This window comes from Stenotrophomonas sp. VV52 (assembly GCF_002893095.1).
In the GTDB taxonomy this organism is placed as follows: domain Bacteria; phylum Pseudomonadota; class Gammaproteobacteria; order Xanthomonadales; family Xanthomonadaceae; genus Stenotrophomonas; species Stenotrophomonas aracearum.
Window position 1 is genome coordinate 92,920 of the sequence record NZ_PKQQ01000011.1, and the last position, 26,235, is coordinate 119,154.

24 protein-coding genes are annotated in these 26,235 nt (G+C 67.0%); 14 read left to right on the forward strand and 10 right to left on the reverse strand.

Annotated elements, in window-relative coordinates:
- Nucleotides 1-14 precede the first annotated feature (14 nt).
- On the reverse strand, nucleotides 15-620 hold the full coding sequence (locus tag C2U58_RS16535; protein ID WP_102946845.1) for a glutathione S-transferase family protein: 606 nt from the start codon (nucleotides 618-620) through the stop codon (nucleotides 15-17).
- Between the two features lie 116 nt (nucleotides 621-736).
- Between C2U58_RS16535 and C2U58_RS16540 the strand changes: the two genes are divergently transcribed.
- From C2U58_RS16540 to C2U58_RS16555, 4 genes are all read left to right on the forward strand, one after another.
- Entirely contained in the window at nucleotides 737-1,717 is a 981-nt protein-coding gene (locus tag C2U58_RS16540) for a WYL domain-containing protein (protein ID WP_102946846.1), read from the forward strand.
- A gap of 39 nt (nucleotides 1,718-1,756) precedes the next feature.
- The gene (locus tag C2U58_RS16545; protein ID WP_102946847.1) at nucleotides 1,757-2,638 is read left to right on the forward strand and encodes a LysR substrate-binding domain-containing protein; all 882 of its coding nucleotides are present in this window, start codon (nucleotides 1,757-1,759) and stop codon (nucleotides 2,636-2,638) included.
- Between the two features lie 210 nt (nucleotides 2,639-2,848).
- On the forward strand, nucleotides 2,849-3,451 hold the full coding sequence (locus C2U58_RS16550; protein ID WP_253256773.1) for a response regulator transcription factor: 603 nt from the start codon (nucleotides 2,849-2,851) through the stop codon (nucleotides 3,449-3,451).
- Complete coding sequence (locus C2U58_RS16555; protein ID WP_146033490.1) at nucleotides 3,448-5,799, forward strand: ATP-binding protein; 2,352 nt, start codon at nucleotides 3,448-3,450, stop codon at nucleotides 5,797-5,799. The genes C2U58_RS16550 and C2U58_RS16555 overlap by 4 nt, the downstream gene beginning before the upstream one ends.
- Here C2U58_RS16555 and C2U58_RS16560 read toward each other — a convergent pair.
- The 6 genes from C2U58_RS16560 to C2U58_RS16585 form a co-directional block, all read right to left on the reverse strand.
- On the reverse strand, nucleotides 5,744-6,016 hold the full coding sequence (locus tag C2U58_RS16560) for a hypothetical protein (RefSeq protein ID WP_070207989.1): 273 nt from the start codon (nucleotides 6,014-6,016) through the stop codon (nucleotides 5,744-5,746). The genes C2U58_RS16555 and C2U58_RS16560 overlap by 56 nt on opposite strands.
- A 178-nt stretch (nucleotides 6,017-6,194) precedes the next feature.
- On the reverse strand, nucleotides 6,195-6,599 hold the full coding sequence (gene crcB, locus C2U58_RS16565) for a fluoride efflux transporter CrcB (RefSeq protein WP_102946890.1): 405 nt from the start codon (nucleotides 6,597-6,599) through the stop codon (nucleotides 6,195-6,197).
- A complete protein-coding gene (locus C2U58_RS16570) occupies nucleotides 6,599-7,900 on the reverse strand; it encodes a replication-associated recombination protein A (RefSeq protein WP_172448173.1) in 1,302 nt (433 codons plus the stop codon). The genes crcB and C2U58_RS16570 overlap by 1 nt, the downstream gene beginning before the upstream one ends.
- A gap of 112 nt (nucleotides 7,901-8,012) precedes the next feature.
- Entirely contained in the window at nucleotides 8,013-8,651 is a 639-nt protein-coding gene (gene lolA / locus C2U58_RS16575; RefSeq protein ID WP_102946851.1) for an outer membrane lipoprotein chaperone LolA, read from the reverse strand.
- A 64-nt stretch (nucleotides 8,652-8,715) separates the two neighbouring features.
- Entirely contained in the window at nucleotides 8,716-10,617 is a 1,902-nt protein-coding gene (locus C2U58_RS16580) for a DUF3857 domain-containing protein (RefSeq protein ID WP_253256776.1), read from the reverse strand.
- A 150-nt stretch (nucleotides 10,618-10,767) separates the two neighbouring features.
- Nucleotides 10,768-13,134, reverse strand: coding sequence for a DNA translocase FtsK (locus C2U58_RS16585; RefSeq protein WP_070207994.1), 2,367 nt, complete (start codon nucleotides 13,132-13,134; stop codon nucleotides 10,768-10,770).
- Between the two features lie 234 nt (nucleotides 13,135-13,368).
- On the opposite strand from C2U58_RS16585, the gene trxB reads away from it, so the two are divergent.
- Nucleotides 13,369-14,340 (forward strand): thioredoxin-disulfide reductase, encoded by a 972-nt coding sequence (gene trxB, locus C2U58_RS16590; RefSeq protein WP_070207995.1) that lies wholly within the window; start codon nucleotides 13,369-13,371, stop codon nucleotides 14,338-14,340.
- A 59-nt stretch (nucleotides 14,341-14,399) separates the two neighbouring features.
- Here trxB and C2U58_RS16595 read toward each other — a convergent pair whose 3' ends face one another.
- Nucleotides 14,400-16,004 (reverse strand): N-acetylmuramoyl-L-alanine amidase, encoded by a 1,605-nt coding sequence (locus C2U58_RS16595; RefSeq protein WP_102946853.1) that lies wholly within the window; start codon nucleotides 16,002-16,004, stop codon nucleotides 14,400-14,402.
- A gap of 131 nt (nucleotides 16,005-16,135) precedes the next feature.
- Between C2U58_RS16595 and C2U58_RS16600 the strand changes: the two genes are divergently transcribed.
- From C2U58_RS16600 to C2U58_RS16615, 4 genes are all read left to right on the forward strand, one after another.
- On the forward strand, nucleotides 16,136-17,266 hold the full coding sequence (locus C2U58_RS16600; protein ID WP_102946854.1) for a GNAT family N-acetyltransferase: 1,131 nt from the start codon (nucleotides 16,136-16,138) through the stop codon (nucleotides 17,264-17,266).
- Complete coding sequence (gene aat / locus C2U58_RS16605; protein WP_102946855.1) at nucleotides 17,263-17,997, forward strand: leucyl/phenylalanyl-tRNA--protein transferase; 735 nt, start codon at nucleotides 17,263-17,265, stop codon at nucleotides 17,995-17,997. The genes C2U58_RS16600 and aat overlap by 4 nt, the downstream gene beginning before the upstream one ends.
- Before the next feature lie 194 nt (nucleotides 17,998-18,191).
- A complete protein-coding gene (infA, locus tag C2U58_RS16610; protein ID WP_005409596.1) occupies nucleotides 18,192-18,410 on the forward strand; it encodes a translation initiation factor IF-1 in 219 nt (72 codons plus the stop codon).
- 217 nt (nucleotides 18,411-18,627) lie between these two features.
- On the forward strand, nucleotides 18,628-18,999 hold the full coding sequence (locus tag C2U58_RS16615) for a hypothetical protein (RefSeq protein WP_102946856.1): 372 nt from the start codon (nucleotides 18,628-18,630) through the stop codon (nucleotides 18,997-18,999).
- A 65-nt stretch (nucleotides 19,000-19,064) separates the two neighbouring features.
- Here C2U58_RS16615 and clpA read toward each other — a convergent pair whose 3' ends face one another.
- Both clpA and clpS read right to left on the reverse strand, forming a co-directional pair.
- Entirely contained in the window at nucleotides 19,065-21,347 is a 2,283-nt protein-coding gene (clpA, locus tag C2U58_RS16620) for an ATP-dependent Clp protease ATP-binding subunit ClpA (RefSeq protein ID WP_102946857.1), read from the reverse strand.
- Between the two features lie 456 nt (nucleotides 21,348-21,803).
- Complete coding sequence (gene clpS / locus C2U58_RS16625; RefSeq protein ID WP_070208114.1) at nucleotides 21,804-22,133, reverse strand: ATP-dependent Clp protease adapter ClpS; 330 nt, start codon at nucleotides 22,131-22,133, stop codon at nucleotides 21,804-21,806.
- Between the two features lie 94 nt (nucleotides 22,134-22,227).
- On the opposite strand from clpS, the gene C2U58_RS16630 reads away from it, so the two are divergent.
- From C2U58_RS16630 to C2U58_RS16650, 5 genes are all read left to right on the forward strand, one after another.
- Entirely contained in the window at nucleotides 22,228-22,692 is a 465-nt protein-coding gene (locus tag C2U58_RS16630) for a hypothetical protein (protein WP_172448174.1), read from the forward strand.
- Nucleotide 22,693: 1 nt separating this feature from the next.
- A complete protein-coding gene (locus C2U58_RS16635; protein WP_102946859.1) occupies nucleotides 22,694-23,155 on the forward strand; it encodes an NUDIX hydrolase in 462 nt (153 codons plus the stop codon).
- A complete protein-coding gene (mnmA, locus tag C2U58_RS16640) occupies nucleotides 23,152-24,291 on the forward strand; it encodes a tRNA 2-thiouridine(34) synthase MnmA (RefSeq protein ID WP_102946860.1) in 1,140 nt (379 codons plus the stop codon). Before C2U58_RS16635 ends, mnmA begins: the two co-directional genes overlap by 4 nt.
- On the forward strand, nucleotides 24,288-24,902 hold the full coding sequence (gene hflD / locus C2U58_RS16645; RefSeq protein ID WP_102946861.1) for a high frequency lysogenization protein HflD: 615 nt from the start codon (nucleotides 24,288-24,290) through the stop codon (nucleotides 24,900-24,902). The genes mnmA and hflD overlap by 4 nt, the downstream gene beginning before the upstream one ends.
- A gap of 119 nt (nucleotides 24,903-25,021) precedes the next feature.
- Nucleotides 25,022-26,212: a methyl-accepting chemotaxis protein gene (locus C2U58_RS16650; RefSeq protein WP_102946862.1), complete on the forward strand. Its 1,191-nt coding sequence runs from the start codon at nucleotides 25,022-25,024 to the stop codon at nucleotides 26,210-26,212.
- Nucleotides 26,213-26,235: the final 23 nt, after the last annotated feature.

The window sequence follows — 26,235 nt, forward strand, 5'->3', positions numbered from 1 at the left end:
AATCCAAATACCGTTCAAACCTCGCCCTGCATCGCCGGGCGTGCCTGCACCGTGGCGAGCCACGCGGCCACCGCCGGGTAGGCGGCCACGCTGGCGCCGACATACGTCCCATAGCCCACCACCTGCGCCACCACCAGGTCCACCAGCGAATAGGCATCACCCACCATCCAGGCCTGGGTGGAGAGGCGATCTTCCAGCAGCGCCAGCAGCTGCTGCGCCGCCTCACCTGCCGCAGCGGCTTGGGTAGCGTCGCGCAGCGGACCGTCCGTGCTGGCCAGGAACATCCGGTTGATGACCGCCGCGTAGGTCACGTAGGCCCACGCGCACCAGGACAACGCCTGCAGGCGTTCCGGGGTGTCGGCCGCCGGCCACAGCCCGCGCGCCACGCCAAAGCGGTCGCCCAGCCACAGGTGGATGGCCAGTCCTTCGAAGATCGGCGTGCCATCCACCACCAGGCACGGCACCTTGCCGTTGGGGTTGATCGCCAGGTACTCCGGGGTGCGCTGCTCACCGTTGCGGATGTCGATTCGCACCCGGTCGTGGGCCACGCCGAGTTCGGCCAGCGCGCACGCCACCGGGGTGGCGCTGGACATCGGATGCCAATAGAAGACGAGGGACATGCAGTACTCCTTGTAAGTGTGGGGGAAGAGGTGCGCCGGAAGGCCCTTGCACCGTGGCCACAGGCTAGCCACCATTGCGGACAGATCCTGTCCTCGACAGGCGCGACCCTGCCGCCATGCTTACGACCTCTGCCCGTCTGTTGCGCCTGCTGGCGCTGCTGCAATCCCGGCCGCACTGGCCCGGCAATACGCTGGCCACCGACATCGGCGTGCATCCGCGCACGCTGCGGCGCGACATCGAACGCCTGCGCGAACTGGGCTACCCGATCCAGGCCAGCAGCGGCGTCGCTGGCGGCTATGCATTCCGTGCCGGTCGCGCGTTGCCGCCGCTGCTGCTCGACGACGAGGAAGCGTTGGCAGCGGCACTCGCCCTGCGCATGGCGGTGAGCGGCACCATCAGCGGCATCGAACAGACCGCGATCACCGCGCTGGTCAAGATGGAACAGGTGATGCCGGCCCGCCTGCGCCGTCGCCTGGACGCGCTGCGCACCGCGATCCTGCCGATTGACCAGAGCGGCCCGCTGGTGGACGCGCGCCTGCTGGCGACGCTGGCCGGCGCCTGCCGGGACCAGTTGCAGCTGCGCTTCGACTACGCCGACCGCCAGGGCCAGCCCAGCCATCGCCAGGTGGAACCGCAGGGCGTGGTGCATGCCGAGAAGCGCTGGTATCTGGTGGCGTGGGATACCACGCGCAGCGACTGGCGCACTTTCCGCATCGACCGCATGACCAGCACGCCCGAGGTAGGCGTGCACTTCCGTCCCCGCCCCTCCCCGGCCAACGGCGACCTGCGCGCCTTTGTGAGCCAGTCGTTGACGATGGGTCCGCACGGCGACGAAGCGCGGATCGTCCTGCACGCTCCGATCGAGACGGTGCGCGAGCGCATGCCCGGCTCGGCCGGTGTGCTCGAGGCGCTGGATGCGCAGCGCTGCCTGCTGCGCTGCGGCGCGCATCCGCAGGGCGCGGTCGTGTACTGGCTGCTGGCGCTTGAACTGGAGTTCGAGGTGCTCGGTCCACCCGCGCTGCACTTGATGATGCGCGACGCCGGTGCGCGCGTAGCGCGCAGCCTCGCCCGCGCCAGCGCGGTGGTCGCGGACTGACTATGCTGCAGCTTCCGCATTCGTTTTCTGGATAGCGCCATGCCACCCAGTGCCGCTTCGCATCGCACCCTGTTCGAGCTGGACCTGCTGCGCGCGATGGTCATGGTCGCCGACTGTGGCAGCTTCACCACCGCCGCCGCGCGCCTGCATTCCACCCAGTCCACGGTCAGCCAGAAGATCCGGCGCCTGGAGCAGCTGGCCGGCCACCCGCTGCTGGTGCGCGGCAACCGCGACGTGCACCCCACCGATGCCGGTCATTCGCTGCTGGGCATCGCCCGCCAGATGCTGGCCCTGAACGACCAGATGGGCGAAGCGCTGGCCGGGGCTACGGTGGCGATAACGGTGCGCTTGGGCGTGCCCGAGGATTTCGTCAACCCGCGCACGACTGCCCTGCTCGGCCGCTTCACCCGCCGCCACTCGCAGGTGAAGCTGGAAGTGACCAGCGGGCTCAGCCGCGACCTGGCCGCGGCCTACGACCACGGCGAACTCGACCTGGTACTGGTCAAACAGCGCCGCAACAGCCGCCAGGCGATGGCGTGCTGGGCCGAACCGATGCGCTGGGTGGACAGTGCGCGCAGCCCCTGCATCGCGCTGGATCCGGTTCCGCTGGTGACCTTTCCACCGCGCGGGCTGTACCGCGACGAGCTGATCGCGGCGGTGGAGGGCCTGGGCCGGCGCTGGCGGATCGGCTTTACCAGCTCCAGCCTCGGCGGCATCCAGGGCGCGGTGGCCGACGGCATGGGCATCAGCCTGCTGCCGGCGCGCGCGGTGACCCGCGAGCATCGCGTGCTCACCGCGAAGCAGGGACTGACACCGATTGACAGCATCGAGATCGCGATGCTGTATCGGCCGACGGCCGATGCGCTGGTGGTGGAGTTGGCGTCACAGTTTGCACGCCTGCTGGACCGCGAGCGTCGGTGACCGTTTTCCTGTGCATCATTCCGAAGGGAGCGTTCGGATGCGCGCAGAAAGTGACGGAGCTCTCGTACCGGGCATAGGAATAGTCCTAATCTGACATCAGAGTATCTCTGCAGTACGGCGAAGCAGTAAGAATGGCGCAAATCCCACGATTGCGTGCCTCCATTGTCCCGACGCTATCCCGGCCCCGTGTACGGACCCCTGCAACCCGCCGTGTTGAACATCGCGCTGCTCGATGATCACGACGTGGTGCGGCATGGCAGTTACGTGCATCTCTCCCAGGACCCGCGCTTCCACGTGGTCGGCAACCATGCCACCACCCGGGCGCTGGTCAACACGCTGCTGCACCACCTGGTCGACGTGGCGGTGGTCGACTACACGCTGGCCGAAGGCGACCTGCAGGGCATGGAACTGCTGCGCATGCTGCGGCGCCGCTTTCCCCGGGTGCGCGTGCTGATGTTCTCGGCCAACGTGCACCACGTGATGATCTCCAACACGCTGGCGGCCGGCGCGGCTGGCGTGATCTCCAAGGCTGAAACCCTGGATGAGCTGGCACGGGCGATCGGCCGGGTGGCCGCCGGCCATGACCACGTTCCGCTCAACTACCGCGACGAACACGCCGAACACCGGCTCTCGCAGGCCGAGCGCGAAGTGCCGCAGTTGTGCCTGAGCGGCTTGACCGTGACCGACATCGCGCAGCAGCGCCACCGCAGCATCAAGACCATCAGCACCCAGAAGCATGCGGCGTTCCGCAAGCTGGGCCTGCGTACGGATCGCGACCTGTTCACTCTGCGCCACCAGCTGGCGGTGTGGTGAGAGGCGACCGGATCGCGGCTGGCATCCTGGCCGGGGTGCTGGTCGTCGCGCTGATGCCGGCCGTCCTCGGCCAGCCGGAGCCACGCCTGGTGCGTGTAGCCACCGACCCTACCCAGCACCGGCTGCTGGCCGCCGACAGTCGCGCCGCGCGCGATGCCAACCTTATCAGCGGCTATGCGCAACTGGTCTCGGAGCAGACCGGCATGCGCTTCCAGGAACAGCCGGTGGAGTCGACCACGGCGGCCCTGGAGGCCATCTGCAACGGCCGCGCCGACCTGATGCTGCTGCTGGGACCGCTGGACAATGCGCCATGCACGGCCTTGGCCGCCTCGCCCGCCTACTACCGTGGACAGACCCTGCTCGCCAGCCGACACATCCATGCGCAGCCGCCGGAGTTCGCACATCTGCGTCGCGTGGCCGTGATAAAGGGCAGCCGCCTCTCCGAATGGCTGGCCGCCTACCACCCGCATTTGCAGGTGGTCGGCCTGCCTACCCTGCGTGAAGCCCTCACCGCGGTGGAGGCCGGCGTAGTCGATGTGGCGATGGAGCTGGACGTGGCCATGCGTCCGGCGGTGCGGCGCGAATTCGGCGACAGCCTGCTGTTGCATGGCGGTCCCGCCAGCCTGCCGGGCAGCCTGCACCTGGTGGTACGCCACCGCGACCGCCCGATGCTCGACCAGATCCACCAGGCGATGCGCTCGATCAGCCCGCAGGAGCACGCCATGCTGATGCAGCGCTGGACCAAGGCCACCTACCTGAGCGGACCGTCGCTGCAGGTGATGTCGCGGCACTTCCAATGGGAGCTGGTGACGATGGGCCTGACCCTGTCCCTGCTGCTCGGCGCCGGCGGCTGGATGTACCGGGCGCGACAGTCGGCACGCCGCAGCGAACGCCAGCAGGCGCGCTTCCTCGCCACCATGAGCCATGAGGTCCGCAATGCCGCGCAGGCACTGGTGACCTCGGTCGACCTGCTGCACCAGTCGGCGCTCGACCACGGCCAGCGCCAACTTGTCAACGCCGCCCGCTCGGCCGGTGTCAGCCTGCGCCACCTGCTCGGCCACGCACTGGACTACGAACGCGTGGCCAGTGGCGAGTACCTGCCCATCCCGGGCTGGCAGGACCTGCGCCAGCTTGCCCGCGAGTGCATGAGCGTGGCCCGCCCGGCGGCAGACACCAAGGGACTTTCCATGGTGCTGCTGCAGCACACCGAGCCGCTGCCGCGCATCTGGATCGATGGCGATGCGCTGCGCCAGGTGCTCAGCAACCTGCTGGGCAACGCCGTGAAATTCACCGACGTCGGCGAGGTGGAAGTGACCCTGTCGCTGCAGCAGCGCGACGACACCGCGCAGCTGCTGCTGGCAGTGCGCGACACCGGCATCGGCATCCCCGCCAACCAGCATGAGGCCGTGTTCAAGCCGTTCTCGCAGGCGCATGCCCGCCACTCACGCGAACTGGGCGGCGCCGGTCTCGGGCTGTCGATCTGCCGGGACCTGGTACGCGGCATGGGCGGCCAGCTGCACCTGCACAGCGTGCCCGGCGAAGGCAGCTGCTTCGAAGTGCGGCTGCCGGCGGTGATCGAAGGCGGCGGCCAGGACATGAGCGCGCAGCCGCTGGCCGGGCGCACCCTGCTGCTGGTCGAGGACCACGCCCTGAACCGCACCGTGGTGGCGCGCCAGCTGGAAGTGCTCGGCGCCTCGGTCACGGCCTGCGGCGACGGTGCCAGTGCGCTGCGCATCCAGGCCACCGAACCGTGCAGCATCGTGCTGCTGGACTGCGTGCTGGATGACATGAGCGGTTACGAGCTGGCGGTGCAGCTGCGCGACCTGGAACGTTGCCATGCGCGCATTCCGGCGGTGCTGGTGGCGATTTCGGCCAACGACTCGGCCGGGCATGAGGAGCGCTGCCGCAGCTGCGGCATGGACGCGGTGCTGTGCAAACCGCTGGAGGTGCGCCGGTTGCTCGATGTACTGCAGCTGGGCGATGCCGGCACAGCGGACGAACGGGACGCCGGGGCGATACCCCGCACCGAATCGGTCTGGAACGGCTACCTGCAGTCGCTGCAGGACGAGTTGATGGGCCTGAACGACGCGCTGCGCCAGCAGGCGGTCAACCGATTCCGCCACCACGCGCACCGCTTGTCCGGGGTATTGCGCGTACTCGGGCAGTCGGCCCTGGCGGCCATTGCAGATGACCTGCACGAACTGGAGCTGGACGACGCGACCGGCTGGGTGGAAGCCGAACGACTGCTGGGCTACCTGCGACCGGCCGTGGCCGAACTGGTGCGCGCCGCGCTTACTTCAACTGCAGTGGATAGCGCTGCCACAGCACGTGCACCAGGAACCCCGTGAGTTCGGCGTCCTTGGCGGTGATCGAGGCACGGATCTTGTCCAGCAGCACCATGTCGCTGCAGGTGCGCACATCGGCGTGGTCGGCCTGCCCGGCCCGACGGGCACGGTAGCGCGCCGCACGCTGTGCATCGGTCATCGCGTAGCCGAACGTAGGCGGACGCCCGCGCTTGCGCGGCAGCATCAGTTCCAGGGTGCCGGGATCTTCTTCATCACGCATGACAGGGCTGGTGGCGGCACGACGGGGGCGAAACAATATCGTGATCCGGCACGTAAATCCAGCGTAAACGCTGGATTTCCCGCCACCGGCTACGCCGCTGGCTTGACGGGCATGCCACCTTGACCCCGCGCCTTCGGCGCGCCCCCTTCAACAAGAAGGGGGCTCTTGCGCTGTCGAGTCAGCGCGCGACTGACGCTTCGGCGATTCGGGCACCCAGCCATACGAGCGCGAAACCGGCGACCAAGCTGACGCCGATATAGGTGGGCATCACCCACCCGCGCCCGTTCCGCACCAGCAGCACCGCTTCGAGCATCATCGACGAGAACGTGGTCAGGCCGCCGATGATGCCAACCATCGCGAACGCCCGCCAATACACCGCCGCACTGCCCCGGGTCTGCAGCCACACTGCGATGTAGCCGATGGCGAACGCGCCGATCAGGTTCGCGGTGAGCGTGCCCCACGGAAAACTACTGCCGAACTGGCGCCACATCGCATCGCCGATCACGAAACGCAGCGCCGCACCGAGCGCGCCGCCCAGCATCACCAGGCCGAGCTGCTGCCACCAGGTACCGAATCCGCCGATCACGACTGTCCCTTGCGTGCCCGGGCCTGCTCACGCTCGGCGCGCAGGCGGTCCAGTTTTTCCTTGAGTTTGATTTCCAGCCCGCGTGCCACCGGCTGGTAGTACACGCGCTCGCCCATCGCATCCGGGAACCCGGTCTGGTCCAGCGCGATGCCGCCTTCTGCGTCATGGTCGTACTGATAGGTGGCACCGTAGCCCAGCTCCTTCATCAGCTTGGTCGGCGCATTGCGCAGGTGCAGCGGCACCTCCTGGGTACCGGTCTCGCGCACTTCCTTCTTTGCCAGGTTGAAGGCCGCATAGCCGGCGTTTGACTTGGCGGTGCTGGCCAGGTACAGCACCAGCTGGGCGAAGGCCAGCTCGCCTTCCGGGCTGCCCAGCCGCTCGTAGATGTCCCAGGCCTCCAGCGCCATCGACTGTGCGCGAGGGTCGGCCAAGCCAATGTCCTCGATCGCCATGCGGGTCAGCCGCCGCGCCAGGTAGGACGGGTCGCAGCCGCCATCCAGCATGCGCGTGAGCCAGTACAGCGCCGCATCCGGATTGGAGCTGCGCACCGACTTGTGCAGGGCCGAGATCTGGTCGTAGAACTGCTCGCCGCCTTTGTCGAAGCGACGGGTGCGGTCGGCCAGCACCTGCACCAGCATCTCCGGGCTAATCCGCCCGCCTTCGCCGCCGGCCAGTTCGGCCGCGATTTCCAGCAGGGTCAGCCCGCGCCGCACATCGCCATCGGCGGCGGTGGCGATTTCCAGCAGCGCCTCCGGCGTAACCTGCAGGTGCTCGCTGCCCAGCCCACGCTCGCTGTCGTGCAGCGCCCGTTCCAGCGCTTCCACGATGTCGGCCGGCGACACTGCTTCCAGCACATGCACGCGGCAGCGCGAGAGCAACGCGGAATTGAGCTCGAACGAAGGATTCTCGGTGGTTGCGCCGACGAACACGATCGTGCCGCGCTCGATATGCGGCAGGAACGCGTCCTGCTGGGCCTTGTTGAAGCGGTGCACCTCGTCGACGAACAGCACCGTGCGCCGGCCCTCGGCAAAGCGCTGCGCCGCTTCGGCCAGCACCACCCGCACTTCCGGCAGGCCGGACAGCACCGCCGAGATCGCACGGAACTCGGCATCGGCATAGTGGGCCAGCAGCAGCGACAGCGTGGTCTTGCCGCACCCGGGCGGCCCCCACAGGATCATCGAGTGCACGTGCCCGGATTCGACCGCGCGGCGCAGCGCACTGCCCGGGGCGAGCAGGCGCTTCTGCCCGACCATTTCATCAAGGGTCTGCGGGCGCATCCGCTCGGCAAGCGGGCGCATGTTGTCCCGATCCACGCTCAGCAGATCGGGGCCTGGGGATGTCGTTCGGTTTCTGGCCACGTACGTATTGTATGGCCGAATCACGTAGCGCCGGGCCCTGCCCGGCTGCGCGTCAATTCCCGATGACGTCGGTGCCCTTCGGCGGGGTAAACGTGAAGGTACCCGGCTTGAACGCCGGATTGCGCTTCCACCCGCTGAAGCTGATCACGGTGCGCTGGTTGACTGCATCGGTCACTTCCATGCGCGCCAAGCCCTGCGCATTGAAGCCCAGCGCGGCGTACTGGAACGAGGTCTCGGTCTCACGCTTCGGGCTCAGCGACAGCCACTGGAGGCCGTCGCGCGGCGCCGCTTCTTCGCTCACGTCGTACTGCTGGTCCAGCAGCTTGGGGTTGATCAGCGCGGTCAGCGGGCTGTTCTGCTCTTCGGCGCCCTGCGCACGCTTGGTCGCCTGCTCCAGGTCCTTCTCGTACACCCAGACGTTCTTGCCGTCGGCCACGATCAGCTGCTCGTGCGGCTTGAGGTACTCCCAGCGGAACTGGCGCGGCGCCGACAGCGCCAGGGTGCCGCTGGTGGATTCCTTGACCTTGCCCTTGCTGTCGATCACCTGCTGGCTGAAGTCCCCGGACAGGCCCTTGAGGTCCTTGGTGAACTTGTTCAGTTCATCGCGGGCACCGGCCCAGGCGGTAGCCGAGCCGACGCTGGCAACCAGCAGCGTGGCGGCAACGAGGGAGCGGCGGAAGGTGCTGTTCATGCGGGTATCCAGGCAAGATTTGGAGGATGCCCGGCAGTGTGCCCGGAGCATCCTGAATGGGGGATCAGGGAACCGACTGCACGGTACGAAGATCACCGTACACGACCTGGCCGCGGAAACCGCGCCGTACCTGCTGGTACAGCTCGCGGAACGCGGCATAGTCGCCGGGCTGGCACAGCGCCTGCGCGCCACGCACGGCCCGTTGGTGCAGGCGGTGCCGGGCCACGATGGCCTGCCCTTCGCGACGCCACTGCAGCTGGTACTCGCCGGCGGCGTTGTGGAAGTCCAGGTCGCGCGGCATCGCCACGATCGGCACCCCGGCCGGGTACTGCAGCCGGTAGGTCTCTTCGCGCAGGCTGTCGTTGCAGTAGAACGGGGTCGCGTTGTCCGGCGCCGAGGTGGTGGTGTAGATGTCGCGGAACGACTCGCCGCCCGGTGGGTCCGGCAGCACCATGCCGCCGACCACGCCGAAGTCCACGTAGTCGGTGGCGTGGAAGTCGTAGCGGTAGTTGAACGGACGGGTCAGGTCCTGCGGGTCGCCTAGCAGGGTCAAGGTGCCACTGCCGTCGAAGCCGGACGAAGCCATGATCGACTCCTCCACCCGCGCCCGGTTCTGCGCATTGAGCCGGGCGAACGCGCCGCGCATGCCGATCTCGCTCACTTCGCGCGGCTGTTGCACGGTGCGGCCCTGCACGTCGCCGCCGGGCGAGAACTCGAAGGTCACCTCGAAGCCGGAGCCGTTGCGCGCCGCGTCGTTGTCCGGGGTGCGTGCCACGGTGGCCTGGCGGGTATGCAGCACCGGCGCGCCCAGGTCGGCGTCGGGCAGCTGGCCGAAGCGCGCGTAGGCGCTGGTGGAATCCAGGTACAGGTCGAACTCGGGCACGTAGGTGATGGCGTGGTTGAAGCGGCCCAGCATCGGAATCGCCGGCAGGGTCGGCCCGCCGCCGGCGCCGATCAGCACCGGCGTGCTGTCGATCCCGCGCGCGGCCAGCAGCGCTTCCAGGATCACCACGTGGTCCTTGCAGTCGCCGTAGTGGTTGTCAAGGATGCTCTGCGCCGGGTTGGGCTCCAGCCCGCCGTTGCCCAGGTACACCGCCACGTAGCGGATGTTCTGCGAGACCCAGCGGTACAGCGCGGCGGCCTGCTCGCGGCGGTCACTGATGCCGCGGGTGACCTCGTCGGCCAGCGCCTGGATGCCCGGGGTCACCTTGGCCGCCTCGCCGCCCTTGAGCTGGTAGGCGCGGGCCACCTGCGCCCAGTCGCGGTAGGTGCTGGCCATGATGGTGGGGCTGAATTCCCAGGGCTGCGCGGTCCAGTTCTGCACCGGCATCGGCTCGCTGCGGCGGTATTTCCATGTCCAGCGGGCCTGGCCGTTGCGCACGGTCGGCGCCTGGCTGCCCTGCACGCCGCGCTGCTGCACGTACATCGGCAGCGACGCCGGCGCGGTCAGGGTCACCTGCGCGTCGTCGTACTGCTGGAACACGTTGAAGGTTTCCCACAGGCTGAAGTAGCCGGGGAAATACGGCACGTTCTGGGTGCGCCGGGTCTGGTAGACCACCCGGGTGCCGGGGGCCAGGTTCGGAAACACCACCACCTTGACCTTGCGGTCGGCATACATCGCTGCCGCTGCGCTGGAATAGCTTTCCTGGGTGTAGATGCGGTCGGTCGGAACGTCGCGGCGCTGGCCATCGGCGGTGAGCGTGTAGGCCGACAGCACCTCCAGCGTTTCCATCTTCTCGCTGTAGCTCAGCCGCACCTGGCTGAACTGCTCCACGGCTGCCTTGGTCTTGAGCAGGATGTCGTAGGACTCGGTCTGCACGTTGCTGGCGTCGGCGCGCACTTCATAGTCGGCGCGGTACTGCACGAAGCTGAAGTTGTTGCTGGCCTGGGTGTCGTTGGACGCCGGGGCGGAGGTGGGGGCGATGGCGGGAACAGGCGCTGGGGCCGGAGCAGCGGCCTGCGCCATGACCTGCAGGGGCGCCCATGCCAGTGCACACGCGGCAATCCATGACATGCGAATCATCGTCGTTCCTTGGTTGTTCATGCCGTCATGGTCGCCGTGCAGCCACGCAGGGCGTGGCTCTACCGCAGTACATCGGCGCTCCCGATACAGACGTTACTTCGGCGGCGGTGGGGCCAGTACGCTGCGGTCGCCGTTGTGTTCGGGCGGGCTGACCACGCCGGCGTTCTCCATCGCTTCGATCAGGCGCGCAGCCCGGTTGTAGCCGATCTTGAGCCGGCGCTGCACGCCGGAGATCGAGGCGCGACGGGTTTCGGTCACGATCCGTACCGCTTCGTCGTACAACGGGTCGGACTCGTCGCCGGCCGCGGCGCTGGTTTCGGGCAGGCCGCCCGCGCCCACCACCACGCCGTCGCCCATCATCTGCACTTCGTCCAGCACGCCGCTGATGTAGTCGGCCGGGCCGCTGGCCTTGAGATGTTCGACCACGCGATGCACTTCTTCGTCCGACACGAACGCGCCGTGGACACGGTCCGGCAGCGCGGTGCCCGGCGGCAGGTACAGCATGTCGCCGTGGCCCAGCAGCGTTTCCGCGCCGGACTGGTCCAGGATGGTGCGCGAGTCGATCTTGGAACTGACCTGGAAGCCGATGCGGGTCGGGATGTTCGCCTTGATCAGGCCGGTGATCACGTCCACCGACGGGCGCTGGGTGGCCAGGATCAGGTGGATGCCGGCCGCACGGGCCTTCTGCGCCAGGCGCGCGATGAGTTCTTCGACCTTTTTGCCGACAATCATCATCATGTCGGCGAATTCGTCGATGAAGATCACGATGAACGGCAGCGTTTCCAGCGGGCGCGGTGCTTCACCCAGTTCCGGGTTCGGCTTGAACAGCGGGTCCATCAGCGGCTGGCCGGCGTCTTCGGCGTCCTTGACCTTCTTGTTGAAACCGGCCAGGTTGCGCACGCCCACTGCGCTCATCAGCTTGTAGCGGCGTTCCATTTCGGCCACGCACCAGCGCAGGCCGTTGGCGGCCTCCTTCATGTCGGTGACCACCGGCGCCAGCAGGTGCGGAATACCCTGGTAGACGCTCAGTTCGAGCATCTTCGGGTCGATCATCAGCATCCGCAGGTCTTTCGGCGAAGCCTTGTACAGCAGGCTCAGCACCATCGCGTTGACGGCCACCGACTTGCCCGAGCCGGTGGTACCGGCCACCAGCAGGTGTGGCATGCGCGCCAGGTCGGCCACGGTCGGGCGCCCGGCAATGTCCTTGCCCAGCGCCAGGGTCAGCGGACTGGCCGACTTGTCGTACTCCTTGGAGCGCAGCAGTTCGGACAGGTAGATCATTTCGCGGGTGACATTGGGGATCTCAAGGCCCACCACCGACTTGCCCGGAATCACGTCGACCACGCGCACCGACTTCACCGACAGGCCGCGTGCGATGTCCTTGTCCAGCGAGCTGATCTGGCTGACCTTGATGCCCGGCGCCGGCTCGATCTCGAAGCGGGTGATCACCGGGCCCGGATAGGCCCCGACCACCTGCGCATCGATGCGGAAGTCCTTGAGCTTGAACTCGATCTGGCGCGACAGCGTTTCCAGCGTGGTCTCGTCGTAGCCCTTCGGCTGCGGCTTGGGATCGTCCAGCAGCGCCAGCGGCGGCAGGTCCGAACCGTCGCCATTGACGCCACGGAACATCGGGATCTGGGTCTCGCGCTTGGCGCGGTCGCTCTTCTCCAGCACCGGCTCCGGGCGCGGCTCGATCTTGACCGGCTCACGCTTGGCGCGCACTTCGGCGTCGACCTTGCGCACTTCCTGGCGCTCCTCGCGCATGGCGCGGGTCTGCTGCCATTCGTTGGCCTGCTCCTTCTTCTTGCTGAGCAGGGGCGGCAGGGCGAGCACGGCGCGGCCGATCTTCTCCATCACCACGAACCACGAGATGCCCGTGGCCAGCGTGATCGAGGCCAGCAGCAGCACCAGCACGAACATGTTGGCGCCGAGCGCGCCGAAACCGGCACTGAGCGAATTGCCGACCAGGCGGCCAAGGATGCCGCCGGCATGGCCGACATCGCCACTGAACAGGCGCAGGTGCAGGAAGCCGGTGCCGGCGATCAGGAAGCCGACCAGCCCGACCAGGCGCAGCGCCGGGTCCAGGTCGTGCTCGCCCTTGCTTTCGCGCTTGAGGCCGAACATCGCAAACCAGGCCAGCGCCCCGAGCACGATCGGCAGCAGGAACGCCATGTAGCCGAACAGCTGCAGCAGCACGTCGGCGACCCAGGCCCCTACCCGGCCGCCCATGTTCTGGATCGGTGCGACCACGCTGCCGGTGTGCGACCAGCCCGGGTCAGACGCGGAATACGTGAACAGACTGGCAATCAGATAGAGCAGCGCCGGGGCGATCGCGATCAGGCCGAGATCGCGCCACAGACGCTGTTTGCGCGGGTTGTCGACCGGCGCCGCAGCCGCGGCACGGCGCGATGCCGCCTTGCCGTCGGCAGACTTGGATCGTTCCGGGACCTGCTTCGCCACCTTAGACCAGACCTTGGGAATGCACTGTTAGTCCTTGATAATAAACGACTGATGCCGAGGCCGGTAGGGTTCGGCGCCAATTCTCCGGCGCAGGGGTTGCGAATGCCCTGCTGGCTCACCGCGTTCCGCTGCTCGCCTTGAATCAGCCGCCCCCAGCCGCCACTCTATGACCTGTCTTGGACGCCGGGCAATGCACCGCCAGCGCCCCGCCCCATCATCTCTTTGCGAGTCTACATGAGCAATTCCAAGCCTTCCCGCCACCAGAAGCTGGTCATCCTCGGTTCCGGCCCGGCCGGCTGGACCGCCGCCGTCTACGCCGCGCGCGCCAACCTGAAGCCGGTGGTGATCACCGGCCTGCAGCAGGGCGGCCAGCTGATGACCACCACCGAGGTGGACAACTGGCCGGGCGACGCCCACGGCCTGATGGGCCCGGACCTGATGGCGCGCATGCAGGCCCACGCCGAGCGCTTCGAGACCGAGGTGATCTTCGACCACATCCACACCGCCGACCTGCAGCAGCGCCCGTTCAAGCTGATCGGCGACAGCGCCGAGTACACCTGCGACGCGCTGATCATCGCCACCGGCGCCACCGCCAAGTACCTGGGCATTCCGAGCGAAGAGGCCTTCAAGGGCCGCGGCGTGTCGGCCTGCGCCACCTGCGACGGCTTCTTCTACCGTGACCAGGACGTGGTCGTGGTCGGCGGCGGCAACACCGCCGTGGAAGAGGCCCTGTACCTGTCCAACATCGCCCGCAAGGTCTACCTGGTCCACCGCCGCGACACCCTCAAAGCGGAAAAGATCATGCAGGACAAGCTGTTCGCCAAGGTCGCCCACGGCAAGATCGAAACCGTGTGGCACCATCAGGTGGAAGAAGTGCTGGGCAACGAAGCCGGCGTCACCGGCGTGCGCGTGAAGTCCACCCTGGACGGCAGCACCCGCGACATCGACGCCCACGGCTTCTTCGTCGCCATCGGCCACCACCCCAACACCAGCCTGTTCGACGGCCAGCTGACCATGAACAACGGTTACCTGGACATCCGCTCGGGCCTGGGCGGCAACGCCACCCAGACCTCGGTGGAAGGCGTGTTCGCCGCCGGCGACGTCGCCGACCAGCACTACCGCCAGGCGATCACCTCGGCCGGCTTCGGCTGCATGGCTGCACTGGACGCCGAGCGCTACCTGGACGCGAAGGGCGAGCTGGGCTGAGCCTGAGCCAACTGAGTCAACGAAAAGGCCGGCGCCCAGCGCCGGCCTTTTTGTACCTCTCAACCATCGTTGCTGCAGGTCTGCCAGTGCTCGATGGGCGCCGAGGTCACCCCATCGGCGTCACGCATCACGGTGCTCCAGTTGACCATGCCGTAGCCGGTGCCCTGGCAACTGAGGCGCAGCTGGATCGGCGACTCCGACGCCTCGCTGATCGTCTGCTCCCCGGCCTGGCATGCCCCGGGCTGGGAGCAAAACGCGGGCGTAAAGCTCAACGTGACCGGAAACTGCGGGTTGCCCTCGAAATGCACCGAGGTTTCGGCACTGCCATTTGACGGCACGGTCACCCGGTTGATCTTCTTGATCGCAAGCGGCACGCAGGCCTTGCCATCCCGGAACAGACGATAGCCTTTCTCAACCCCTTTCATTGACGCCGCCCGGAACACAGGATCCAACAGCGCCGCTGCATCATCCGGATTGGTGTGGAAAGCCGTTTCCACGATGATCGAAGGAAGGTCCGCGAGGCGATTCTCGCCTTTGTCCTCCGGGTGCGGCGTTTGTGATACCACAAAAGACTCATAACCCGGTGCACTCTGGATAAGCTCCCTCATTGCACACAACACACTGCTCCCCAACGCGGCGTCGGGGGCCCGGCCTGGCTGGACAATGATGCGAGTGCCCCTTGCAGTACCTGCCTCATCTGCATTGCTATGCAGGTGAATGGCAACTTCCGCACTCACATGATTTGCCAGGAGCGGACGACTGTTGATGTCCTCCTTGTATTCCCGATTAGCCTCAGAGCTTCCTGCCTTGGTGTTCCATATCTCCGGATTGCCCGGATACTGCGACGCAATGGCGTATCGAGCAGCCATCCGCCACCATTCCTGACCGCTTTCCGGGTGAGGATCCACTACCCCTTGGGCGCGAGGACGAATCACCGGCATCTGCGAGCGAGCCTCAATGGCCGCCTTCAGCTCCTCCGCATAGGTAGGCGTGAGCATTCCTTCCATTACACCGTTGTGCTCTGTTCTCTGCGTCTTCCATGTGCGTTCCCCGTGGTGGAAGTAGTAGCCATGCCCGGCTGCTACGAATGCCATGCCTGATCCTTTGGGCACACCTCGACTCAATCCCTCATCTCGCTCACGTCGCTTGCGCTCCCCAGCTTCACGAGCAGCGTCATCTTCGGCCTTGATCTCGGGGAAGTAGTGATAGATATCGAACCCGCCATACAAGTACTTCACCTCCGGAACGTACTGCACACGCTCCGCGACAGCGTATAGGGCAACATTGATCAAACTCCGCTGATCCTCGAACTCTGGTCCGTAATCACGAGGAACAAACCCGCGGTCCAGATGCACGATGATGGCGTTCTGCCTCAAGTCCAACGAAGCTTTGACCTTCCTGCTTCGCGACTGCCCTTCGAGCAGGGCGACCCGCCCCACTGCAGCTTCGGCCGCCTGCGTCAGCAGCATGTCCATCTCGTTGTCGCTTTCGGGCGCAGGCGAGGCAGCGTGCAACGTCGATGGAGCAAGCCCGAGGCACACGCCTGCGGAAAGCAACGAAGCAGAAAGAAGATAGCCAAGACCACTGCACTTGCGCATTGGAAGTTCCTTGAAGACGAAATGGGTTGCGCCAGATGAGAGGCGCGATTGGAAATCTGCGCTCATTTCAGCGTCCTGTTTGCGCACTCAAGCACCCTTTTCGCACCGCCCGGAAAAACGTTCCTATCGAAATCCGCGAACCCATCGACGCTGCCTAAAATCACCCCTTTCCCATCGCCCTGGCCTATGCTTTGGGCATGTCCGATACACGCTTTCTTCATCGCCTCGCCGACCTTCCCGCTGCCGATTGGGATGCCCTGCATGACGGGTGCAACCCGTTTGTCAGTCATGCCTTCCTGGCGGGGCTGGAAGAGCACGGCTGCCTGCGGCCGGAGTGGGGTTGGCGACCGCGCCACTTCACCCTGTGGGAAGGCGACCAGCTGGTCGGCGCGGTGCCGGGCTATCTGAAGGACAACTCGCATGGCGAGTTCGTGTTCGATCACGCCTGGGCCAACGCGTATGCGCGGCATGGGTTGGGCTACTTCCCGAAGTGGCTGGGTGCGGTGCCTTATTCGCCGGTGACCGGGCCGCGCCTGCTCGCCCGGGATCCCGAGACCGCCAGGACGCTCATCGACACCCTGCGCAACGAGGTCGGACGCATGGGCTGGTCGTCGGCACACGTGAACTTCCACCCGACCGATGACGACTCCGCCTTCGGACCGGAGTGGCTGCTGCGCGAGGACATCCAGTTCCAATGGCACAACCCGGGCGACTGGTCCGACTTCAGCGGCTTCCTCGCCGCGATGGATCACAAGCACCGCAAGAACATCCGCCAGGAACGCGCCAAGCTGGCCCGCACCGGCGTCACCTACCGGATCGTGCATGGCGACGAGGCCAGCGCCGCCGACCTGCAGGCCATGCACCAGTTCTACCTGCAGACCTTCAGCGAGTATGGCAACGCACCGGCGCTGACCCTGCCATTCCTGCAGCACCTCGCGGCGACGATGCCGCGCCGGTTGGTGATCTTCCTGGCGCTGCTGGATGGCCAGCCGGTGGCCGGCGCGCTGTGCCTGCGCGGCGCCGACACCTTGTACGGACGCTACTGGGGCGGGGCCACCCTGCCCGGCCTGCACTTCGAGACCTGCTACTACCAGGGCATCGAATACTGCCTGCGTGAAGGCCTGGCGCGGTTCGAGCCCGGCGCCCAGGGCGAGCACAAGCTGGCCCGCGGCTTCCTGCCGACAACGGTGCGCAGCCGCCACTGGATCGCCGAACCGGCGTTCGCCGAAGCCCTGGCCGGCTGGTGCGAACAGGAGCGCGCCGACGTACGCCGCTATGCGAAGGTGCTGGCCGGGCACAGCCCGTTCAAGGACGCTGAACCGACATGACTCGACACCTGCCGTGGCGGCTGGACGACCGCCCCGACGCACCGTTTCCGCCCGCCGAAACCGCCCTGCGCGAACCGGACGGCCTGCTGGCGCTGGGCGGCGACCTTTCGCCGGTGCGGCTGCTGAACGCCTATGCGGGCGGGATCTTCCCGTGGTTCTCCGAGGGCCAGCCGCTGCTGTGGTGGTCGCCGGACCCGCGCATGGTGTTCCGCACCGACGGCGTGCGGCTGTCGTCACGGTTCCGGCGCAGCCTGCGGGGCAGCGGCTGGACCCTGCGCGCGGACACGCGGTTCCGCGAGGTCATCCAGGCGTGTTCGGCCAGCCCACGGCCAGGGCAGGACGGCACCTGGATCACCCGGGACATGGTCGAGGCCTACGTGGCCCTGCATGCGCTGGGATACGCCCACTCCATCGAGGTGCTGGACGGCGAACGGCTGGTGGGCGGCATCTACGGGGTGGCGATCGGCCGGATGTTCTTCGGCGAGAGCATGTTCAGCGCGGAGAGTGGCGGCTCGAAGGTGGCGCTGGCCGGGCTGGCGCACTACCTGCACCGGCAGGGCTGGCCGCTGATCGATGCACAGGTTGAGAACGACCATCTGCTGAGCATGGGAGCTGAGCATTGGCCCCGGGAGCGTTTTCTAGGAGTGGTGCGGGAGCAGGTGCAGATGCCGGAAGCGCAGGAAAGTTGGAGCGGCCGGTTTCGAACACAGGCGGCGGCAACCTTGGCGTAGTGCCGGCCGGCGGCCGGCTCCCGATATCGCCTGGAGCCGGCCGGCGGCCGGCACTACGGTTGATCGGGCCACGGTGGTTGATCGAGCCACGGTTATTTCCCCGGTTAACGCAAACTTTGCATCCCGGGGCCAACCTGCGTAAAATGCCCGCTCTTAAGGCCAGCTCGGCCGTTTATAGACCTGCACAGGACTACATGTCGAAAGACGACTCCATTGAGTTCGAAGGCACCGTCAGCGAGACGCTGCCGAACACCACTTTCCGCGTTCGACTGGAAAACGGGCATGAAATCATCGCCCACATCTCCGGCCGCATGCGCAAGAACTACATCCGCATCCTGACCGGCGACCGCGTCAAGGTTGAAATGACGCCGTACGACCTGACCAAGGGTCGCATCACCTACCGCATGAAGTAAGCGGTAAGGCGGCTTCTGCGGAAGACGCGTTCGAAGGCCAGCCCCGTGCTGGCCTTTCTGCGTGGGCGCCATTCAGCCTGACCAGGTAGGCCAACAGTCACCCTGACCGCCTTCACCCTGACATCAGTCAGCCTGCCTTGATGCAGATTCGCCTGCCGCGGCGCGCAGGCATGGTGGTATCCGGTCCGCTCCGGACCGCCACATCCCGGCCCCCGACATGAAAACCCTGATCCCGCTGTGCCTGCTGGTTGTCGCCACCGCTGCCGGCTCGGCGTCGGCACAGACCGCACCCGACACGGCTGCTGCCGCCGGTTCCGACTGCATCACGCTGGCCCCCGACCACCAGGTGGTTCGCAGGAGCGCCGCTGAAAGCATCCTGCTGCAGAACGGCAGCGACCACTACCTGGTCCGTTTCGCCCGCTCGTGCAGCAGCGCCGCCACCTCGCGCAAGGTGGAATTCGTCACCCCCGATCACCAGGGCCAGCTCTGCGGCGCCGGCGGCAGCAAGCTGCGCACCGATTCGCAGTCCTGCGAGGTCACTGCGGTGCAACCCATCACCGCCGAGGTCTTCACGCGCCGCGCGCGCTGAAGACACCGCCCAGAAAAAACGCCCCGTGAGGGGCGTTTTTCGGATCTTCGATCAGCGTCCGCAGGTCATTCCACCGTTGCCGGCAGCAACCGCTCCGGCTCGGCCTGGGTTTCCACGAACAGCTCGTCGTCGCGGACGTCGATGCTGACCCGGCCACCGTTGACCAGCTTGCCGAACAGCAGCTCGTCGGCCAGCGGACGCTTGATCTTGTCCTGGATCACGCGTGCCATCGGACGCGCACCCATCAGCGGGTCGAAGCCGTGGCGGGCCAGCCAGTCGCGCGCGGTCGGGGTTGCCGACAGGCTGACGTGCTTTTCCTGCAGCAGCATTTCCAGCTCGATCAGGAACTTGTCCACCACGCGCAGGATGTGCTCGAAGCCCAGCGGCTGGAACTGCACCACCGCGTCGAGGCGGTTGCGGAATTCCGGCGTGAAGCTCTTGCGGATGATCTCCATCGCGTCGGTGGCGTGGTCCTGGCGGGTGAAGCCGATCGACCGCCGCGAGGCCTGCGCCGCGCCGGCATTGGTGGTCATCACCAGCACCACGTTCTTGAAGTTCGCTTCGCGCCCGTTGGTGTCGGTGAGCACGCCACGATCCATGACCTGCAGCAGGATGTTGAAGATGTCCGGGTGGGCCTTTTCCACCTCGTCCAGCAGCAGCACGCAGTGGGGGGTCTTGACGATCTTCTCGGTGAGCAGGCCGCCCTGGTCGAAGCCGACATAGCCCGGGGGCGCGCCGATCAGGCGGCTGATCGAATGCGGCTCCATGTACTCGCTCATGTCGAACCGGACCAGTTCGATGCCCAGCTGCAGCGCGAGCTGCTTGGTCACCTCGGTCTTCCCCACGCCGGTGGGGCCGGCAAACAGGAAGTTGCCGATCGGCTTTTCCGGATTGGCCAGGCCCGAGCGGGCCAGCTTGATCGCCGAGGACAGCGTCTCGATGGCCGGGTCCTGGCCGAAGATCACCATCTTCAGGTTGCGCTCCAGGTGCTGCAGCACGTCCTTGTCGGTGGCGCTGACCTGCTTGGCCGGAATTCGCGCCATCTTGGCGACGATGGTTTCGATCTCCTCGATGTCGATCAGCTCCTTGCGCTCGCCTTCCGGCAGCAGCCGCTGGCGGGCACCGGCTTCGTCGATCACGTCGATGGCCTTGTCGGGCAGCAAACGGTCGCCGATGTGCTTGACCGACAGGTCCACCGCCGCCTGCAGCGCGTCGTCGGCGTAGGTCACGCCGTGGTGCGCTTCGTACTTGGGCTTGAGCCCCTGCAGGATCTCGTAGGTTTCGCCCACGGTCGGCTCGACGATGTCGATCTTCTGGAAGCGGCGTGCCAGCGCACGGTCCTTCTCGAAGATGCCGCGGTATTCCTGGAAGGTGGTCGAGCCGATGCAGCGCAGCTCGCCCGACGCCAGCGCCGGCTTGATCAGGTTGGAGGCGTCCATGGTGCCGCCCGACGCCGACCCGGCACCGATGATGGTGTGGATCTCGTCGATGAACAGAACCGCATTGGGCATCTTCTTCAGGGCAGTGAGCACGCCCTTGAGACGCTTTTCGAAGTCGCCGCGGTATTTGGTGCCGGCCACCAGCGCGCCCAGGTCGAGCGAGTAAATCACTGCGTCGGCCAGCACGTCGGGGACCGTGCCTTCCACGATCCGCTTGGCCAGGCCCTCGGCGATGGCGGTCTTGCCGACGCCGGCCTCGCCCACGTACAGCGGGTTGTTCTTGCGGCGGCGGCATAGGACCTGGATGGTGCGCTCGATCTCGTCGCGGCGACCGACCAGCGGGTCGATCCGGCCGGCACGTGCGGCGTCGTTGAGGTTGCTGGCGAACTCGGCCAGGGCGTCGCCCTTGCCTTCGCCGTCACCACCCTCGGCGCGCCCTTCGGCGTCCGACGACGGCGGCACTTCGCCCTCCTCGCCCAGCTTGGCGATGCCATGGGAGAGGTAGTTGACGATATCCAGCCGGGTCACGTCCTGCTGGTTGAGGTAGTAAACCGCGTGCGAGTCCTTCTCGCCGAAGATCGCCACCAGCACGTTGGCGCCGGTGACTTCCTTCTTGCCCGAGGACTGCACGTGGTAGACCGCCCGCTGCAGCACGCGCTGGAAGCCCAGGGTCGGCTGGGTGTCGCGGCCGTCATCTTCGGCCAGGCGGGAGACGGAGGCCTCGATGGCCTGCTCCAGCTCCTGGCGCAGGCGCTCTGCGTCCGCACCGCAGGCCTTGAGGACAGCCTGGGCGGACGGGTTGTCGAGCAGTGCCAGCAGCAGGTGTTCCACCGTCATGAACTCATGGCGGGCCTCACGGGCGCGCTTGTAGCACTGACCGATGGTGTGTTCGAGGTCTTTACTGAACATGTTCTACTCCGGCGGCAGTTGTGAACAATATGCGGCCTACCTGCTCAATTTCCATCACCCTAGCGGATCAGTGCGTTCAGACGGCGTTAGTACTCACGCGGGCGCTCCCCAGAGCCCCGGTGCCGTTACCCGGAAGGACGCTCGCCGGGGATGGAACCGGCCATGCAGGCCGTGCGCCGGTCAAACCGCCTGGGCCGGCCAGCGGCCGGCGCTACCGTACACCGCGCGAAATCCCGATCGGCTACAACCGACGCATCCCGATCCCGCCACGTTCGGAACACCGCGCGGACGTATCCCGATCTCATACCGTTCGGAACAATTCGTAGGTCCGGCCGCTGGCCGGACACCGCGCGCAGCGCGGCTCAAGCACCCGAAGTCGAAAACGCACGAAATCGGGACAATCCCACCGGCGTTCAGACATGACCGAAGCCGCCCAAACGCCTGCAAAATCCCAAATTACCCAGCCTTTTCCATCGTGCACAGCAGCGGATGCTGGTTCATGCGGGAGAACTCGTTGACCTGGGCCACCTTCGATTCGGCGACCTCGCGGGTGAATACCCCGCATACCCCACGGCCGCGGGTGTGCACGTTGAGCATCACCTGGGTGGCCTTTTCAAGGTCCATGGAGAAGAAGTGCTGCAGCACGGTCACCACGAAATCCATCGGGGTGTAGTCGTCGTTCAACAGCATCACCTGGTAGAACGGCGGCGGCGCGACCTCCGGCCGGGCCGGTTCCAGCGCTACGCCGTGGTCGTGATGGGGGTCTTGGGAGGGCTCGCGAGGCATCCAGACATTATAGCCGCCGGACCCGCCGGATTGGACGTTGGCCCCCTGCCCCCGTCACAATCCCCGCATGCAACGAGACATTCACAAGGTTTTCATGAGATCGACCGTCGCCGCGCTGCTGCTGGCCACTGCCGTGTCCGGGGCCCATGCGGCCACGCCGGATCCGTCCATCGGCAAGGTGCTGGATACGCTCAAATACCCGTACGAGATCGACGAGGACGGCGATTACAAGCTGGTGTTCGACGTGGAAGGCGGTCGCACCCAGCTGGTGTTCGTGCGCTCGGCGGTGGAAACCTACGGCGAGCACCGGATCCGCGAGGTCTGGTCGCCCGGTTACAAGGCGGCGTCCGGCGCGTTCCCGGCCGAGGTCGCCAACCCCCTGCTGGAAGATTCGCAGGACGCCAAACTGGGCGGCTGGGTGAAACAGGACACGCTGGCGATGTTCGTTGTGAAGGTGGACGCCAACGCTGGCGCGCAGGCCCTGGGCGACGCCATCGAGGCCGCCACGAATACCGCCGATGCGATGGAAGCCGAACTGACTGGAACGGACGAGTACTGACGTGGACGCAGCGCAGGACACCCGCTGGACGCCGCATGTGACCGTGGCCACCGTGGTGGTACGCGACGGGCAGCTGTTGCTGGTGGAAGAAGCCATCGACGGACGCGCCGTGCTCAACCAGCCGGCCGGCCACCTGGAACCGGGTGAAAGCCTGGCCGACGCAGCGCTGCGCGAAACCCTGGAAGAGACCGGCTGGACGGTACGACTGACGGCCTTCATCGGCACCTACCAGTGGACCGCACCGGACGGCACCCCGTTCCTGCGCTTCGCCTACGCGGCCGAACCGGTCGCGCATGATCCGGCGCGGCCGCTGGACACCGGCATCCTGCGCGCGCTGTGGCTGGACCCGGCCCAGCTCCGGGCCGACCCGGCGCGGTTGCGCAGTCCGCTGGTCTGGGAGGTCGTTTCCGACTTCCTGGCCGGCCAGCGCCACCCCCTTTCGATCGTCAAGGAGATCGCATGAGCACCCCGCGCATCATGGTCGGCGTCTCCGGTGGCGTGGACTCGTCGGTCGCGGCTTGGCGCCTTGTCCAGCAGGGCGAGCCGGTGGCCGGTCTGTTCATGCAGAACTGGGCCGATGACGGCAGCGGCGACTGCCGCGCCGAGGACGACCGCCGCGACGCGGTCGCGGTGTGCGGCCTGCTCGACATTCCGTTCCATTTCCGCGACTTCTCCAGCGAGTACTGGCAGGGCGTGTTCGAGCACTTCCTGGCCGAATACGCCGCCGGGCGCACGCCGAACCCGGACGTGCTGTGCAACCGCGAAGTGAAGTTCAAGCACTTCCTGGACGCGGCCCGCGAACTCGGCGCCGAACGCATCGCCACCGGCCACTATGCCCGCGTGGCCAAGGTCGGTGGGCATTGGGCGCTGCTGCGCGGTGCCGACCGCAGCAAGGACCAGAGCTATTTCCTGCACCAGCTGGGCCAGGCCCAGCTGGCAGCGACCCTGTTCCCGATTGGCGACCTGCAGAAGAACGACCTGCGCCGGATCGCCCGCGACGCGCGCCTGCCCACGCATGCCAAGAAGGACTCCACCGGCATCTGTTTCATCGGCGAACGCGACTTCCGCGAGTTCCTGGGCCGTTACCTGCCGGCGCGCAGCGGGCAGATCCAGGACCCGGACGGCACCGTCATCGCCGAGCACCCGGGCGTGTTCTATTTCACCCTGGGCCAGCGCGAGGGCCTGAACATCGGCGGCGTGCGCGGCCGCCCGGCGGCGCCGTGGTACGTGGTGGGCAAGGACGTGGCCAGCAATGTGCTGTACGTCGACCAGGACCGCGAGAGCCCGTGGCTGCAGTCGACCCGGCTGCATTCGGAGACCGCGCACTGGATCGCCGGCGCCCCGCCCGCGCGGGAGTTCACCTGCACCGCGCAGACCCGTTACCGCCAGCCGGACGATCCCTGCACCGTGCGCGTGCGCGACGATGGCAGCGTGGACGTGCGTTTCGCGCGGCCGCAGCGCGCCGTCACCCCGGGCCAATCCCTGGTGCTGTATGACGACGAGGTCTGCCTGGGTGGCGCGGTGATCGCCGCCACCGACGCCCCACTGGAACAGCGCCTGCGCACCGCCCCTTCCCCCTTCGAGGTATCTGCTGCATGAGTTTTTCGATCGACGACCGCGTCCTTGCCCTGGCTGGCATCGCCCAGGCGCTGCAGCAGGTGCGCCGCATCGCCGAAACCGGCCATTCCGAGGCCAGCGTGGTCCGCACCGCGATCGACAGCGTATTCCGGATCGACGCCGACAGCCCGCAGGCCGTGTATGGCAGCGCGGCCAACGTGGCCCCGGGCCTGCGCCTCCTGCACAACTATTTCCGCAGCCAGGGCCAGGACGAGATCCTGCCGCGGCTGGCGCTGGCGGTGCTGCAGCTGGAGCGCCGTTTCGTGCGTGAGCACGCGGTGGTCGAGCAGGTCAGCCAGGGCATCGCGCGTGCCCGTCGCCAGGCGCTGGAACTGAACGACAGCGCCCACCCGGACGTGCTGGGCAGCCTGGGCGGCCTGTATGCCGACACCATCAGCCACCTCAAGCCGCGCGTGATGGTGCAGGGCAACCCGCACTACCTGGGCCAGGCCGGGGTGGTGGCCGAGATCCGCGCCCTGCTGCTGGCGGCGGTGCGCTCGGCGGTGCTGTGGCGCCAGACCGGCGGCCAGTACTGGGATTTCCTGATCTCGCGCAAGGCGATGATCGAAGCGGTGGATCGTCAGCTGCGTTGACCGGTAGAGCCACGCCCTGCGTGGCTGCAATGCGCCCGAAGCACGAAATCCGCACACACCGACTAAAGCTCCCGGGGGCACGGCCGATACATTCTCCGTGCACCTCCCCGAGAACGTTTATGTACTCACGCCTTTTCACTAGTCTGGCCGCTCCCCTGGTCCTGACCCTGCTGCTTCCCTTCGCCATCGGCTTCGCCTGGCCGGCCGCCCTGACCTGGGCGATCCTGACCACGATGACGCTCAGCTGGCTGGGCTTTGCCTGGTGGACCGTCCGCGCCCAGGCCCAGCGCTCGCCCGAACATGCCCGCATGATGCGCGAACAGGACCAGTTGCTGACCGAGCTGCGGACGTTCGTCGGCAACGAGATCGACGGATCGCGCGGCGAGATCGAACGCGCCCGTGACCTGATCCGCCAGGCCGTGGCCGGCCTCGGCGGCAGCTTCGACGCCATGAACCGCAAGTCGCGCCAGCAGAGCCAGGCGCTGGCCCGCATCGTCGACCGCGCCGGTGAAGACGGCGGCGCCGGCGTCGACGTGGCCCGCTTCGCCCAGCACGCCAGCCAGCGCATGGAGCAGCTGGTGGAAGCGCTGGAACAGGTGAGCGGCCAGAGCAGCACCACCGTGCAGCACATCGACCAGATGGCGCAGCACCTGGACGGCATCTTCTCGCTGCTGGAAGACGTCAAGTCGATTGCCGACCAGACCAACCTGCTCGCCCTGAACGCGGCCATCGAAGCGGCCCGTGCCGGTGAAGCCGGTCGTGGCTTCGCGGTGGTGGCCGACGAAGTGCGCAACCTGTCCGAGCGCTCCACCACCTTCAACGAGCAGATCCGCAAGCTGGCGCACAGCTCCAAGGACGCCATCGCCAAGGTCCGCGAGACGGTCTCCAACATGGCCTCGCGCGACATGGACCGTTCCCGCGAAGCCCGCCACGAAGCGGCGGCGATGCTGGACAACGTGGCCCAGATCAATGCTTCGCTGGGCGACGGGATGCGCGAAATCTCCGAGTGCGGCCGTGCCATCGACAGCAGCGTGGCCGAAGCGGTGCGCGCCCTGCAGTTCGAGGACATCGCCACCCAGGCCCTGGGCGGCGTGCACACCCACCTGGACCGCCTGACCTCGATCAACCGCGAAGCGGTGGGCCTGCAGGAACTGCTGCACAAGAATGGCGGTGTGTTTGACGCCGAAGTGGCCACCGCCCTGCAGCGCACCGGCAACCGCCTGCGCGACATGCGCAGCGAGTGGGAGCGCCCGCCGCACAAGCCGGTGAGCCAGCAGAGCATGGCCGCCGGTGCGGTGGAACTGTTCTGATCGATGAGGGTTGCCGGCAACGG